General features: G+C 65.0%; 11 protein-coding genes. 6 read left to right on the forward strand and 5 right to left on the reverse strand.

Features of this window, described 5'->3' with window-relative positions:
- Positions 1–415: 415 nt before the first annotated feature.
- Entirely contained in the window at positions 416–886 is a 471-nt protein-coding gene (locus LE416_RS09325; RefSeq protein ID WP_225048196.1) for a VOC family protein, read from the forward strand.
- Complete coding sequence (locus LE416_RS09330; protein WP_225048197.1) at positions 883–1,344, forward strand: phage tail protein; 462 nt, start codon at positions 883–885, stop codon at positions 1,342–1,344. Before LE416_RS09325 ends, LE416_RS09330 begins: the two co-directional genes overlap by 4 nt.
- Positions 1,345–1,478: 134 nt before the next feature.
- Here LE416_RS09330 and LE416_RS09335 read toward each other — a convergent pair whose 3' ends face one another.
- On the reverse strand, positions 1,479–1,931 hold the full coding sequence (locus LE416_RS09335) for an NUDIX hydrolase (protein ID WP_225048198.1): 453 nt from the start codon (positions 1,929–1,931) through the stop codon (positions 1,479–1,481).
- A 90-nt stretch (positions 1,932–2,021) separates the two neighbouring features.
- Here LE416_RS09335 and LE416_RS09340 point away from each other — a divergent pair, with 90 nt between their 5' ends.
- Positions 2,022–2,960, forward strand: a complete 939-nt coding sequence (locus LE416_RS09340) for a 2-dehydropantoate 2-reductase (RefSeq protein ID WP_225048199.1) — start codon at positions 2,022–2,024, stop codon at positions 2,958–2,960.
- 67 nt (positions 2,961–3,027) lie between these two features.
- Here LE416_RS09340 and LE416_RS09345 read toward each other — a convergent pair whose 3' ends face one another.
- The gene (locus tag LE416_RS09345) at positions 3,028–4,200 is read right to left on the reverse strand and encodes an acyltransferase family protein (RefSeq protein ID WP_225048200.1); all 1,173 of its coding nucleotides are present in this window, start codon (positions 4,198–4,200) and stop codon (positions 3,028–3,030) included.
- A gap of 181 nt (positions 4,201–4,381) precedes the next feature.
- On the opposite strand from LE416_RS09345, the gene LE416_RS09350 reads away from it, so the two are divergent.
- Positions 4,382–5,089 (forward strand): AzlC family ABC transporter permease, encoded by a 708-nt coding sequence (locus LE416_RS09350; RefSeq protein ID WP_225048201.1) that lies wholly within the window; start codon positions 4,382–4,384, stop codon positions 5,087–5,089.
- Complete coding sequence (locus LE416_RS09355) at positions 5,079–5,405, forward strand: AzlD domain-containing protein (RefSeq protein WP_225048202.1); 327 nt, start codon at positions 5,079–5,081, stop codon at positions 5,403–5,405. Before LE416_RS09350 ends, LE416_RS09355 begins: the two co-directional genes overlap by 11 nt.
- Before the next feature lie 237 nt (positions 5,406–5,642).
- Here LE416_RS09355 and LE416_RS09360 read toward each other — a convergent pair whose 3' ends face one another.
- The 3 genes from LE416_RS09360 to LE416_RS09370 all read right to left on the reverse strand — a co-directional run bounded on the left by LE416_RS09360 (position 5,643) and on the right by LE416_RS09370 (position 11,101).
- Complete coding sequence (locus LE416_RS09360; protein ID WP_225048203.1) at positions 5,643–6,290, reverse strand: potassium channel family protein; 648 nt, start codon at positions 6,288–6,290, stop codon at positions 5,643–5,645.
- Between the two features lie 570 nt (positions 6,291–6,860).
- On the reverse strand, positions 6,861–8,207 hold the full coding sequence (locus tag LE416_RS09365; RefSeq protein ID WP_225048204.1) for a TrkH family potassium uptake protein: 1,347 nt from the start codon (positions 8,205–8,207) through the stop codon (positions 6,861–6,863).
- Positions 8,208–8,878: 671 nt separating this feature from the next.
- Positions 8,879–11,101 carry a copper-translocating P-type ATPase gene (locus LE416_RS09370; protein ID WP_420844384.1) on the reverse strand — a complete coding sequence of 741 codons (2,223 nt, stop codon included), beginning with the start codon at positions 11,099–11,101 and terminating at the stop codon, positions 8,879–8,881.
- Positions 11,102–11,416: 315 nt separating this feature from the next.
- Here LE416_RS09370 and LE416_RS09375 point away from each other — a divergent pair, with 315 nt between their 5' ends.
- Positions 11,417–14,110, forward strand: a complete 2,694-nt coding sequence (locus LE416_RS09375) for an HAD-IC family P-type ATPase (RefSeq protein WP_225048205.1) — start codon at positions 11,417–11,419, stop codon at positions 14,108–14,110.
- Positions 14,111–14,293 lie beyond the last annotated feature (183 nt).

The following is a 14,293-nucleotide window of genomic DNA, read 5'->3' on the forward strand; positions in this document are numbered from 1 at the left end:
GCCCGAACTCAGTATAACGTTTTGCTAGTAAAAAAAAGAAGCCAACACGCTTCTCTTTTTTCGTGGGGTGGCACGTTTGTGGCACATTCCATCAGCACATTATATAATATTGATTTAGCAAAGTGTCCTAAAGGGCAGTTTACACCGCGATTCTGAATTTCATTCGTTTGAGACGTTTATTTCCCGGGAAATAACCTGGACTAGCTCGGCGCTGCCGCACTGTCCGTTGCTGCGGCACTGCCACCGCACTGGTGCCGCACGGGCGGCGGTGCGGCCACACGCCACACGAAAAGCGCGTCCCCACGGCATTGCCGCCTGGGGGCGCGCTTTTTTGGCTGCCGTTGACCCGAAAGCGATTGACAGCGGGCGGCCGGGCGCCCATGATGGGACCACCCAACAGATTGGAGTGAGTCAGATGCAAGCCAGATTGATTCCCTACATCGCCTACCTCAGCGCAAAGGATGCGCTGGCGTACTACCAGGAGGTGTTCGGCGCCACCGACGTCTACCGCCTGAGCCCGACCGAAGCGCAGGCCGAGCAGTTCGGCATTCCCGCCGGCCAGGACCTCGCCGCCCTGACCATGCACGGCGGCTTCCGCGTGCTGGGGCAGCAGGTCGAGTGCGCCGACGCCTTCAACGGCGCCGCGGCGCCCGCCCAGCAGCAGATCGTCCTGCAGCTGGACGTCAACGCGGAGGACCCGGCAAGCGCCGCCGCGGCCGACGCGCTGTGGGCCCGGCTCCAGGAACGCGCCGCGGTGACGGTCACGATGCCGTACGAAGCCCAGTTCTGGGGCGGCAAGATGGGCCAGTTCACCGACAAGTTCGGCGTGACTTGGATGCTGCACAGCCAGCCGTGGTCCAACCGCCCGGCGGAGGAGAGAAAATGAGTTACGAAGTCGATTATAAAAACGTTTCCACAACCGGCCTGGAGTCGTCGCCGGTCGCGCCGGCGCTGGCCGGGCTGCGGGCCAACGAGGCGCGCTACTTCTGGAACAAGTACAAGGCCGTTTTCACCACCGAGCCCGGCGCGGCGCACCCGGACTGGCTGGCCTACGTGGCGGCCATCCTGAGCGAGCGCGACATCGTGATCGCCGCCAAGCCGCTCGAGGTGGCGCGGCTGGAGTGCGCCGGGATCCGCTACACCTACGTCTTCTATGAGGACGGGCTGTGCCTCAACGTGCTGTGGACGCTTGAGGACGGCGGCAAGCGCGCCGTCGGCTTCAAGCTGAGCGACGGTATGCCGGTTCCGGCCGCCCTGGCCGACAAGTTCAAGTTCGCCCGCCAGAAGTCCAAGCTCGCCGGCACCATCCGCGGCAGCTTCTTCGTGATCAAGGGCAACTACTAGGCAAGTGGACACGAAGCAAGGCGCCAGGCGCCGCTTCCCCCATTGGGGGTTGCGGCGCCTGGCGCCTTGTTTGCATCGTTCGGTTCTTGACCACAGCAGTCGCGTTCCGTCGCTCGGCCGCGTCGGCTGTCTACTCAGCAGTGCGCTGCCGCGTACGCCAGCATGTCGGCGTTTTGCTGGTTTAGCAGCGGCGGCAGGGCGTCGAAGGGCCAGAACTTGACCGCCACCGTTTCGTCGGTCGCCTGGGTCAACGGCGCGCCGCCGGTCTGCTCGACCAGGTACAGCATCGCGATGGTGTGGGCGACGTCGCCGTTGGGGTAGCGGGTCTCACCCTTGTCGAACAGGTGCAGCTCCCGCACGACGCGCACTTCGATGCCGGAATCCTCGCGGTACTCTCGCACCATCGCCTCGGCGTAGCCCTCGCCGTACTCGAGGTAGCCGCCGGGCAGGCTCCAGTTGCCGGTGTCCTGGCGCAGGTTCAGGAGCACCTCGTGGCGGTCGTTGAGCAGGATGCCGCCGCAGCAGTTCAGGATGATCGGCGTGTGGCCGACCAGGTTGCGAATGCGTTGAATGTAGCCGTAGGTCATGGCGCGTCCTCCTTTGTGATGTTCATCTCCTATCATACCGTTTTTGAAAACCAGCGTGGTAGAATGGAGGCAGAAAGAGGGGATTCTCTGATGAAAATCACAGTAGTGGGCGCCGGCGGCATGGGCAGCCGGTTCGCCCTGGCGCTTCACGGCGCCGGCTTTGATGTCACACTGGTCGACGGCTGGCAGGCTAACATCGACGCGATCCGCAAAGACGGCTTGCAGGCCGAGCTGAACGGGGAGCACGTGGTGGCGCACCTGCCGATCTACTCGCCGCAAGAGATCGACCAAAGCGGCGTGTCCGCCGACCTGATCGTCGCCTTCACCAAGTCCAACCAGCTGGGCGGGATGTTCGAGCAGATTCGCCCGATCATTCACAAGGACACGTACGTGCTCTGCCTGCTCAACGGCATCGGGCACGAGGACGTGCTCGAGCGCTTCGTGCCCAAGGACCACCTGATCCTGGGCATCACGATGTGGACCGCCGGCATGACCGGCCCGGGCCACGTAGTGCTCAACGGCTCCGGCGAAGTCGAGCTGCAAAACTTCGCGCCGGCCGGCGAGCCGTTCGCGCTGGACGTCGTGACCGCCTTTGAAAAGGCGGGCTTGAACCCGAAGTACTCGCAGAACGTGAAGTACTCGATCTGGCGCAAGGCGTGCGTCAACGGCACGTTGAACAGCCTGTGCGCGCTGCTCGATTGCAACATCGGCGAGCTGGGCAAGACGGCGCAGGCCGAGACCTTTTTGCGCGAGATCATCGCGGAGTTCGCGGCGGTGGCGACGCACGAGGGGCTCGACCTCGACCAGGAGGAGATCTACCAGCACGTCGCGGCGACCTTCACGGCCAACATCGCCGGGCACTACCCGTCGATGCACCAGGACCTGGTCGTCAACCACCGCCTGACGGAGATCGACTTCATCAACGGCGCCGTGGTGCGCAAGGGCGAGAAGTACGGCGTCGCCACGCCGCACAACGCGCTGTTGACCCAGCTGATCCACGCCAAGGAGCAGCTGATCGGGGCCAAGTAGGCCAAGTGAATCACAACACGAAAAGGACCGCTCCGGCGGTCCTTTTTGTGTGTCTGCGGTGACGGCATCACGCGGGCGCACGCGACCGCTCGACGCGGGCCACCACCTGCTCCGGGTAATCGGCGGCCTGCCAGGCGGGGCGGCCGACCAGAACCCCGAGCGGCCGGATCCGCAGCGCGGCCCAGGCCAGCGCGAGGCTGCCCGCCACCACGAAGGCGTAGCCGACCGGCAGCGCCAGCGTCAGCGCCCAGTTCGGCCAGCTGACCAGGCTCAGCGCCCCGCGCAGCAGCGCCAGCACCAGCGTCTGGTCGAGGTAGATGCCAAAGCTCGCGAGGCTGGCTTGGTGGATCAGCGCGGTCAGGCGGCGCGGCAGTGCGTCACGGCTGGCGGCGTAGCGGGTCGCCCAGCCGAACACGGCGAGGATCACGACCGTGTCGTACACCAGCATGAAGGGCTGGTGCGGCGAGACCGCGTGGGTATAGTCGAGTCCGAGCAAGCTTTTGTTCAGGAAGTAGTAAGGCACCGTCACGACGCCCAGGGCCACGGCCCAGGCGGACAGCGCGGTCAGGTGGCGCTGCACCCAGGCGGTGAAGGCCGCGCGGTGCCAGCAGGCGCAGCAGCCCAGCAGCAGGTAGAACTGGTAGGAGAGGAAGTTGATGCCGTACGCGCGGCACCACCACAGCCACTGGCTGCGGTCGACGCCGGGCATGACGTACTTGATCCAGGTGACCACGGCCAGCTGGGCCAGAAAGCTTGCGGCCAGCAGCCACCCGTGCCGGGTCACGCGGGCCAAAAGCCGCAGCACAAGCGGCAGCACCAGGTAGAACTGGAAGGTGATCATAAGGTAGTACATGTAAAACTGGTTGCCGTGCAGCAGCGCGTCGGGCGCGGTGCGGGCGAGGTAGGCCAGGCCGCCGGCGCCCAGCGCCGCCAGCGCCAGGTACAGCAGGTTCCAAGCCAGGTAGGGGATGCCGGTGGCGGTGAGGCGGCGCGCCAGGAAGCGGCCCCAGCGCCGCGTGCCCCGGTAGCGGTAGGTCAAGACGAACCCGGTGAGGAACATGAAGCCCATGCGCGTGAAGTGGATGGTCAGGTGCGTGCCCAACAGCGCGGTGCGGGCGGCGCTTTGGCTTGTGAGCTGCTGAATGAAGGCGGTGGTGGTGTGGTTGAGCAGCACCCCGCAGATGAAGAACACGCGCATCGCGTCCAGCGCGTGCAGGTAGGGGCGGTTGGCATCGGGCATGGTGGGCCCTCCTTGGCGTTTTACTCCAAGTTAGCCGGGGAATGCGCCCAAAATGTGGCCAAAACCCGGTCGAGTTTGTGAAGAACGCGACGGGGCGCGATTCCCGGTTGAATTCCGCCGTCAGTTCGGTACACTAAGGACTAATCGGTTCGTGAATTGGGTCACGGAAAGAAGGCAGCGGATGACCGGAGAGTTGAGTTTCAAGGCGGGGCTGAAAGACGTCCTGCCCACCGTTTTTGGCTACATCGGCGTCGGGCTGGCGTTCGGCATCGTCGCGCGCACCAACCACATCGGCGTGTGGCTGGTGCTTCTGATGTCTCTGGTGGTCTACGGCGGCTCCGTGCAGTTCGTGCTGGCGACCATGCTGGCGACCGCCAGCCCGATTGGCGCGATGCTGGTGTCCGCCGTTTTGATCCACGCGCGGATGAGCCTGATGAGCATGACCGTGGCGCCGTACCTGCGCCGCGAGCCGACCTGGCAAAATGTGCTGATCGGGACGCTTTTGACCGACGAGACCTTCGCCCTGTCGATGAACAAGCTGAACCTCACCCACCGGACGCTGCGGCCGGCGTGGTTCCACGCCGCGAACCTGACCGCCTACCTCGTGTGGGCGGCCGCGACGGTGGTCGGGGCGCTGCTCGGCGGCCTGGTGCCGGACGCGCAGGCGCTCGGGCTGGACTTCGCCGCCGTCGCGATGTTCATCGGCCTGCTGTACCTGCAGATGATCACCGACCGCAGCAAGCCGCTGGTCCGCCACCTGGAGGTCGTCTTGTTCGTCGCCGTCGCGATGGTGGTCGCCGAGCGCGTCGTGCCCGGCACCACCGCGATCCTGATCGCGACGGTCGCCGGCTGCCTGTTTGGCATGTGGAGGGAAAATCATGGCAACTAGCTACGTTGTTTCCACCATCTTAGTCTGCGGAGGCGCGATGTGGCTGCTGAAGGTCGTGCCGTTCCTGTTGGTCAAGGCCGTCGCGCTTCCCAAGTGGCTGCTGCAGTTTCTGAGCTTCGTGCCGGTGGCCATTCTGACGGCCATTTTCGTCGAAAGCCTGCTGGTCGCGCACCCGGGCCAGTGGCCGAGCGTCAACTGGGAGAACGCGGTCGCCTCGCTGCCGGCGGTGGTCACCGCCATTCTCACCAAGAGCCTGCTCGCGGTGGTCGTGGTCGGTGTGCTGGCGATGGCCGGGCTGCGGGCAATTGGGTTCTAGACCCCACTTTATATATAAAAATAGCCGATAATTGGGATTAATAAACCAATTATCGGCTATTTATGTTCTATATTTGGGTAACGGATAATCACGTCATGCTCCGCCCTGGTCGTCGGGTTCCGCAAGGCAACGCGGGAGCGCATAGTTTGCACCGACACTTGGGCCTAAGTGCGGGCCCAAGTGTCAGCGCCACGCTATGCGTCCCGCTAAGCCCGCCTTGCTCCGCCCTGGATTGGCTCACTTCGGCGACTCCAGCGTCAGGAGGATGTCCTCGGCGCGCAGGATGGTGTCGGCGTTGACCGGCACCTGGGGCTGGCCGTCGCGGATCAGCGCGATCACCTCGACCGAAGCGGCGCGGCGGATGTCTGCCTCCGCCAGGGTTTTGCCCACCCACGCGGCGTCGGGGTGGCGCTCGGCGATGCCGATGCCGGCCACCTGGTCGAGCACGTCGACGATGTTCGGGTTGACCAGGCTCTTGGCGACCTTGGCGCCCATCTCGACTTCGGGCAGCACGACCTCGTCGGCGCCGATGCGGCGGAGGATTTTGGCCTGGCGCTGGTCGAGCGCCTTGACCACGACGCGCGGGCAGCCCATCTCCTTGGCGGTCATCGTCGCCAGGATGCTGGCCTCGAACTCCTCGCCCATGGCAAAAACGACGACGTCGAAGTGGGCGACGCCGATGCGCTCGAGAAACTCGGGGTCCGCCGCGTCGCCGGCGACGGCGGGGTCGACCAGGTTGGCGACGGCCTCGACGCGCGCGAGGTCGCGGTCGGCGGCGAGCACCTCGGCCCCGGCGGCCGCAAGGTGCTCGACGATGCTGGTGCCGAAGCGCCCGAGTCCAAAGACAGCAAAGGCGTTGGCGAGTTGTGGTTTCACGTGAAACATTGTTGAACCTCCTTGGTTGGCAGGGGATGGGCGGATCCGGGTGGGCCGATGCTTCCGGCTCCGGGCCGGGGCGGCGGAACGCGTGGGGCTCTCTTGAGCCCAAAGTACGGTCTCAAGACCCGCCCTTGCAGTAAGCCGGCTGAAGACCGCCAGCTAACTGCAATTTCACGCTGGCACGCCCCGGCCCGGAGTCTCCAGCAGCGGCGCGCTCGAACCGGCGCCCTACATAGTGGGGGACTGTCTCGTTCAAATAGATTTGCGTTTCATGTACTAGTCAGCAGCGTATTTAGATGCCGACCCGCTAAGTGCGCCTTGCTCCGCCCTGGTCGTCGGGCTCCGCAAGGCAACGCCGGTTCGTCTAGCTAAGGCCGTCACACGAAGCAAAGTGCGCTTCATGCGCCAGCCTTACGCTAGCCGACCGGCTAAGCCCGCCTTGCTCCGCCCTGGTTGTCGGGCTCCGCGGCGCAACGCGGGATCGGCTAGCTACGCTCGGCAGCTCGAAGCCAAGGGCGCTTCAAGCTGCCGAGCTAGGCTACCCGTCCCGCTAGGTGCGCGCCGCTCCGCCCTGGGTCATCCGATCCCGACATTCTCCTCCGGGTACGCGACGGTGTGCGGGTGGGCGTCCATGCGGGTGTTCAGGGCGACGGCCAGGGTCAGCGGCGACAGGCGGCCGATGAACATGCACAGGGCGATGATCAGCTTGCCAGCGACGGACAGGCCCGGGGTCAGGCCGGTGGTCAGGCCGACGGTGCCGGTGGCCGAGGCGACCTCGAACAGCAGGTCCAGGACCGGCTTGTGGTCCTCGGTGAAGTGAAGCACAAGCACAGCGACGGCGGTGATCGCACCTAGGGCGCAGGCGACGGCCAGCGCCTTTTGCAGGGCGGCGAGCGGCAGACGGCGGTTAAAAATCACCAGCTCCGCGTGGCCGCGCAGCGCGGACACCACGGCGGCGCCGAGCACGGCCAGGGTGATGGTCTTGATGCCGCCCGCGGTGCCCGAGGGCGAGCCGCCGACGAACATCAGGGCGGAGGCGACCAGCTTGCTGAGGCCGCCGAGGTCGGCCTGGCCGAACGTCTCAAAGCCCGCGGTGCGAAGCGTCACGGACTCGAAGGCTGCGGCCAGCCATTTTTGTGCGGAAGAGCCGAACGGGCGCAGGGCGCCCTGCCACTCCAGCAGGGCGAACAGGGCGGTGCCGCCCGCGGTCAGGCCGGCGCTGACGGCGAGCACCAGCTTGGTGTGGACGCTCAGGCGGCGGTGGCGCCGGTAGTGGCGCAGCTCGTGCAGCACGGGGAAGCCGAGGCCGCCGAGCGTGATCAGCGCCATCAGGGTCAGCTCGAGCAGCCAGTCGCCGTTGAACTCGGCGAGCGAGTTGGTGCCGACGATGTCGAACCCGGCGTTGCAAAACGCCGAGATCGCGTGAAACACGCCGTACCACGCGGCCTCCCAGAAGGTGTAGCCGCGGTCGGCGGCCAGAAATCCGCCGGTCAGCAGGATGGCGCCGGCGCCCTCGATGACGGCGGTGTACTTGAGCACCCGCTTGACCAGCCGCCCCATGTCGCCGAGCGTCTGCTGGTTGAACATGGTCTGGATGGTCAGCCGCTGCCTAAGCCCGATGCGCCGGCGAAAAACGATCAGCGCCCCGGTGACGATGGTGATGAAGCCGATGCCGCCCAGCTGGATCAGGGCCAGAATCACCAGCTGGCCGAACAGCGTCCAGTGCTGCATGGTGTTGACCACGATCAGCCCGGTCACGCAGTTGGCGGAGGTGGCGGTGAACAGCGCGTCGAGCAGCCCGATGCTTTGGCCGTCCTGCGACGCGATTGGCAGCGCAAGCAGGGCGGTGCCGACGGCGATCATCGCCGCGAAGCTGATCAGGATCGCCTGTGCGGCCGAAAGGTGCCAGTGTTTGGTTGTCAACAAGCCCGCCTCCTTGTGAGTTTAATTACAATGTAGCAAACTTCGAGGCAAAACAAAACCCCGCACGCGGCGGGGTCAGTTGGGGTTGATTCGCTTAGGGGACGAATCAATTGGGAGTATGGATATGAAGAAGTGGTGCCGACCCGTATTAGGGGTGGGGCCGGCGACAAAGAAAAGTGGTTAGGGGTTGTAGAAGTAAGTGGCTGGCTCATTTCTATGTTCCCTATACTACCCGGAGTTTGTGAAGAAAATGTGGTCAAGTCGTCAAGATTTTGCAAAGGCTGGCCGGATCGCTGGCGTTTTTTGAGCAAACAAAAACCCGCGCTGTTCGGGCAGCGCGGGCGACTGATTCAGCTTAGGGGGACTGATCAGTATTCCGTTTGGGGGACGGATAGGTCTGGGAGGACCTGATTATGAAGAAAAGTGGTTAGGGTTAGAAGTAAGTGGCTGGCTCATTTCTATGTTTCCTATACTACAGGCGGTCTGTGAAGAAACTGTGCACGCCGGCGCAAGATTCTGCGGCGGGTTCATGACCAAATGCGGTGGCGGGGATGGCTACCGGGAGCGGGCCGGTTACCGTCGCCGGCGTGCCCGGGCTGCCGCGCCCGAGTTTACCGCAAGCGTGCGGTCACCTCACGCACCGTCCCCACCCGGCCGGGCCCGCGCCGCGGCTACTTCAGCCGCAGCGTCATCGCGTTCAGCGCGACGGCGACCGTGGACAAAGACATCACCAGCGCGCCGACCGCCGGGCTCAGGATGATGCCGACGCCGGCGAGGACGCCGGCCGCCAGGGGGATGGCGACCAGGTTGTAGCCGGCCCCCCACCAGAGGTTTTCGGTCATCTTGCGGTTGGTCGCCTTCGCCAGGTTCAACAGGCTCAGGATGTCCTGCGGGTTGCTGCGGACCAGGATAACGTCGGCGGACTCGATCGCGACGTCGGTGCCGGCGCCGATGGCCACGCCGACGTCGGCCGCGGCCAGGCTCGGCGCGTCGTTGACGCCGTCGCCGACCATCATCACGCGGTGGCCTTGGCGCTGGTACTCGCGCACCAGCTCGGCCTTGTCCTCGGGCCGCAGCTCCGCGTGCACGGTCAGGCCACCGAGCTGCTTGGCCACCGCCTCTGCGGCCGGTGCGTTGTCGCCGGTCAGCATCACCGGCTCGAGCCCGTCTGCGTGCAGCGCGGCGATCAGCGCGGCCGCCTGCGGCTTGAGCGCGTCGCCCTGCGCCACCAGGCCGAGGACTTGGTCGCCCGAGATTAGGTAGCTGACCGAGTTGCCGGCCGCGGCCAGAGTCTGGAACTGCTTTTCGTCAAAACGTAGGTGTTTGTCCCGCAGGTAGCTTGCGGTCACGACCGCGTAGCCCTGGCCGGCGACGGTGCCGGTGAGGCCGACGCCCTGAATCGTCTGCACGTCGGTTGCGGCGGGCGCCGTCAGCCCGGCTTCCTTGGCGGCGGCCAGAATGCCGCCGGCCAGCGGGTGGCTGGAGCTGGCCTCCAGCTGGGCCAGAAGCGTCAGCACCTGGTCCTTGGTGAGGTCCGGGGTCAGGGCCGCCACGGCGTTGACCGAAAACGTGCCCTCGGTCAGCGTGCCGGTCTTGTCCATCAGCACCACGTCCAGCCGGCGCACCTGCTCCAGTGCGCGCCGGTCGCGGATCAACAGCCCGTGCGTCGCCGCCAGGCTGGTGCTTCGCGCGACCACCAGCGGAATCGCCAGCCCCAGCGCGTGCGGGCAGGCGATGACCAGCACCGTCACCAGGCGGTTGAGCGCCACGTTCAGGTCGGCGACGGCCAGCCAAGCGAAAAATGCCACAAGGCCGACCGCTAGTGCAGCGTAGAACAACCACCGGGCGACGCGGTCCGCCCGGGTCTCGGCGCGCGATTTTTCCGCCTGGGCCTGGCTGACCAGTCGGCCGACCTGTGCGAGAAAGCCGGTCTCCCCGGTGCCGGTGACGGTCACCGTCAGCGTGCCGTCGCCGTTGACCGCCCCGCCGATGACCTGGCTGCCGACGGTTTTGGCCACCGCCTTGGCCTCGCCGGTCACCAGCGCCTCGTTGACCGCGCTTTGACCCGCGGTGACGGTGCCGTCCGCCGGCACCTTTTCCCCGGCGCGGATCACCACGGCCTGGCCCGCCTCAAGCTGGGCGAGCGGGAGGTCTTGCGTCGTGCCGTCGGGCTGCAGCACGTGGGCCTCACCCGGCAAGAGCTTGGCCATCGCCGACAGGGCGCTGCCGGCCTGCATCGTCGCGGCCATCTCGATCCAGTGGCCGAGCAGCATGATCACAATCAGGCTGGCGAGCTCCCAGAAGAAATCCATCACATGCGGCGCGCTTGTGAAGTGGTTGCTGATGAACGCGTAGAGGCTGTAGACGTACGCGACGCCGATGCCCATGGTGATCAGCGTCATCATCGCCGGGCGCCGGTCAGCAAGCTCCGCCTTCGCGCCGGTGAAAAACGACTGCCCGCCCCAGAAGAACAGGAAGGAGGCCAGGACCAGCACCACCCAGTCGGAACCGGGGAAGGTGACTTGGAAGGGCAGGTGCAGGCCCATGAACGGCGCGAGCACGAAGACCGGCAGCGCGGCGACCAGCGACACCCAAAAGCGCCGCTTGAAGTTGCCCATGTGCGCCATGTGGCCCATGTCGTGGCCCGCGTGACCGCCGTGGTCCATACCGGTCATGCCGGCCATGTCGTGATCCGCGTGGCTGCCGTGGTCTGTGCCGGTCATGCCGTGCATGTCGTGGTCCGCGTGGTTGCCTTGGCCCGTGTCGGTCATGCCGTGCATGTCGTGGTCCGCGTGGTCGCCGTGGTCCATGTCGGCCATGCCGTGCATGTCGTGGCCGGTTGCGTCGCCGTGCGGCTGTGCGTTTTGCTGTGTCTTATCGTGTTCCGCTGTCATGGTCAGTTCCTCCTGCAATCTGCGAGGGTGCTATTATCGTCTACGTTCGTAAACCACAACCCCAGTTTAACGCTTCGTTTACATTTGTCAACACCAAAGTTGACCACCGAACGCTCCACGGCATCAAGGCACGTTACCTTCCTTAAGTGTGGCGGGTGGCCGCGGCGCCGGTCAAGTTTTCCGCCGCCAATTATGACACCTAAATATAAGGTGCCTGACCCTCTTGCACAAAAATTAGCCGTACCGTAAAATTAAGGAATGAGAACCGCGTGGCAATACGCGGACAGCTTAATAACAGACAAAGGATGATGGTATATGGACGATCCCGCTGAACAGAGGCCGATGACCCACGTTGAGGTTGCCTCGCTGCAGGAGGAGTTACACGTTGAGGACTTGGATGCTGGCTTGAGTAGCCAGGAGGCCAAGCGGCGCCTGGCCGAGAACGGGCCGAACGCACTGCAGTCGCACACAACCCCGAAGTGGGTCATCTTTCTCCGCCAGTTCAATAATGTGATTATTTACATCCTGATCGGTGCGGCGGTCCTGACGACCGCGATGCGCCACACGACGGACACGATTATTATTGCGCTGGTTATCATTATCAATGCGGTGATTGGGTACTATCAGGAAGCCAACGCGTCCAACGCGCTGGAGAAAATCAAACAGATGCTGGCCCACACTGCGACGGTTTACCGCGAGGGGCAGCGCGTCGACGTCGACACGGCCGAGCTGGTCGTGGGCGACGTGGTCTTCCTGGAGGCCGGCGACAATGTGCCCGCCGACCTTCGGCTTTTTGACGTCGACAACCTGTCGATTCAGGAATCGGCCCTGACCGGGGAGAGCAACTCGGTCGACAAGCAGGTTGAGGCGCTGCCGGCGGACACCACGCTGGCCGAGCAGACCAACATGGCCTTCGCCTCGACCGCCGTCGCCTCCGGCTCCGGCATGGGGCTGGTCGTCGCGATCGGCAAGGACACGGAGATCGGTAAAATTTCCCAGGCCGTCGCCGACGTGCGCAAGGGCAAGACGCCGTTGATGAAGGAGCTCGATGGGCTGGGCTCCGGCCTGTCCTACGGGATCTTGATCACGGCGGTCCTGCTGTTCGGGCTGGGCTGGTGGTCCGGCCACTACACGCTGGGCACGCTGGCCCTGGCCGTCGTCACGATGATCGTCGGCTCGATGCCGGAAGGGCTGCCGGCGACCACCGCCGTCGTTTTGGCCCGCGGGATGCAGCAGCTGATGCGCAAGGAGCACACCATCGTCAAGACGATGCCGGCGGTTGAGACGCTGGGCTCCGTGGACATCATCGCCACCGACAAGACCGGGACGCTGACCAAAAACGAGATGACGATCACCCAGATTGTCACCCCGCAGCACACCTATGAGGTCACCGGCACCGGCTACACGCCAACCGGCGACTTCCGCCTGGCCGACGAGCCGGTCGAGCCCAAGGACCACGCCGACCTCGCCGCGCTTTTGACCGCCGGGTTCCAGGCCAACGACACCACGCTGGCCGAGATCGACGGCGACTACCAGATCAACGGGGAGCCGACCGACGGCGCGTTTTTGGCCGCCTATTACAAGGGCAACACAGCCGATCCGACTGGTGAAGAGCTGGACATGCTGCCGTTCGACTCGGACTACCGCTTCATGGCCAAGCTGGTTGAGCTGGAGGACGGCACGCGCCGCGTGTACCTGAAGGGCTCGCCCGACAAGGTGCTGCCGATGGCCCTGGCCGCCGACGCCGACTTCGACGTCGATCACTACCTCGACTTGACCCGCCAGTACAGCCAAAACGGCCAGCGCGTGATCGCGGTCGCCAGCCGCGACGTGCCGGCCACGGTCGACGAGATCGACACCGACTTTTGCGAAAGCGGCATGACGTTCCTCGGCCTGGCGGCGATCATCGACCCGCCGCGCGAGGAGGTCATCCAGTCGATTCGCACCATGCGCCGCGCCGGCGTCAAGGTCAAGATGATCACCGGCGACCACCCCGACACCGCGTTGGCCATCGCCAAGAAGCTCGGCCTGGCCGACTCGCCGGTGGTGGTCACCGGGACCGCCCTGGCCGAGATGGATGAGGACAAGCGGCGCCAGGCGATGGTCGGCGCGGACGTCTTCGCCCGCACCACGCCCGGCGACAAGCTCGCGATCATCACCGCGCTGCAGGAGGCCGGCAACGTCACCGCGATGGTCGGCGACGGCGTCAACGACGCCCCGGCTCTGAAGAAGGCCGACATCGGCGTTGCGATGGGCAAGTCCGGCACCGACGTCGCCAAGGACGCCGCCGACATGATCCTGACCGACGACAAGTTCACGACGATGGAGCGCGCGATCGCGCAGGGCCGGCGCATCTACGACAACATCAAGAAGAGCATCCTGTTCCTTCTGCCGACCAGTTTCGCCGAGGGGCTCGTGATTGCCTTCACCATTTTGACTCAGGACGACATGCCGCTGAACGCCAGCCAGATGCTGTGGATCAACATGGTGTCGGCCATCACGATTCAGCTGGCCTTCATCTTCGAGCCGGCCGAGGCGGGCATCATGACCCGGCCGCCGCGCCAAAACGGCGTCGCGATGATGAACAAGCACGACGTCTTCCAGCTGATCTACGTCTCGATCATGATCTCGGGGCTCGGGCTGCTCGCGCACGACTACCTGCTGAACAACCACCTGGTGGACGCGGCGACGGCCAGCACGATGATGGTCAACATCATCATCCTGGGCAAGATCTTCTACCTGTTCAACATCCGCACCCACGCGCTGGCTTTCTCCAAGCAGCTGTTCTCGAACCCGATGGCGTTCGCGATCATCGGCGCGATGATGGTGCTGCAGTTCTCGCTGACGTACATTCCGTTCATGCAAAAAGTGTTCGTGACGGCGCCGATGACCCTGCGCGAGTGGGGCATCGCCGTGGCGATCGGCTTCATCACGCTGATTGTGACCGAAATTGACAAGATCATTCGCATGGGCCTGCACAAGCTGTCCGTCGACAAGTCGCTGGCGTAACCGGCGACCGCTTCCGGCGCCGCGGTCCGGTCGAGACCTTCGCATCGCGGACCGGCGACCGCGCCGGCGGCCGCAGCCCGGCCGCGCACCGGACCAGGCGCGACACTAGGCCACAAGGCGACACCCAACCGGTGCCGCCTTTTGCGTCTGTTGCGCGGCCCATTTTTGCGGTAATATACCAGT

The organism is Lacticaseibacillus kribbianus (assembly GCF_020180945.1).
Classification (GTDB): Bacteria; Bacillota; Bacilli; order Lactobacillales; family Lactobacillaceae; genus Lacticaseibacillus; species Lacticaseibacillus kribbianus.

Bases quoted from the DNA above. Each gene is read 5' to 3' on its own strand.
- LE416_RS09325 (WP_225048196.1), top strand. From the start codon at position 416: ATGCAAGCCAGATTGATTCCCTACATCGCCTACCTCAGCGCAAAGGAT.
- LE416_RS09330 (WP_225048197.1), top strand. From the start codon at position 883: ATGAGTTACGAAGTCGATTATAAAAACGTTTCCACAACCGGCCTGGAG.
- LE416_RS09335 (WP_225048198.1), bottom strand. From the start codon at position 1,931: ATGACCTACGGCTACATTCAACGCATTCGCAACCTGGTCGGCCACACG.
- LE416_RS09340 (WP_225048199.1), top strand. From the start codon at position 2,022: ATGAAAATCACAGTAGTGGGCGCCGGCGGCATGGGCAGCCGGTTCGCC.
- LE416_RS09345 (WP_225048200.1), bottom strand. From the start codon at position 4,200: ATGCCCGATGCCAACCGCCCCTACCTGCACGCGCTGGACGCGATGCGC.
- LE416_RS09350 (WP_225048201.1), top strand. From the start codon at position 4,382: ATGACCGGAGAGTTGAGTTTCAAGGCGGGGCTGAAAGACGTCCTGCCC.
- LE416_RS09355 (WP_225048202.1), top strand. From the start codon at position 5,079: ATGGCAACTAGCTACGTTGTTTCCACCATCTTAGTCTGCGGAGGCGCG.
- LE416_RS09360 (WP_225048203.1), bottom strand. From the start codon at position 6,290: ATGTTTCACGTGAAACCACAACTCGCCAACGCCTTTGCTGTCTTTGGA.
- LE416_RS09370 (WP_420844384.1), bottom strand. From the start codon at position 11,101: ATGACAGCGGAACACGATAAGACACAGCAAAACGCACAGCCGCACGGC.
- LE416_RS09375 (WP_225048205.1), top strand. From the start codon at position 11,417: ATGGACGATCCCGCTGAACAGAGGCCGATGACCCACGTTGAGGTTGCC.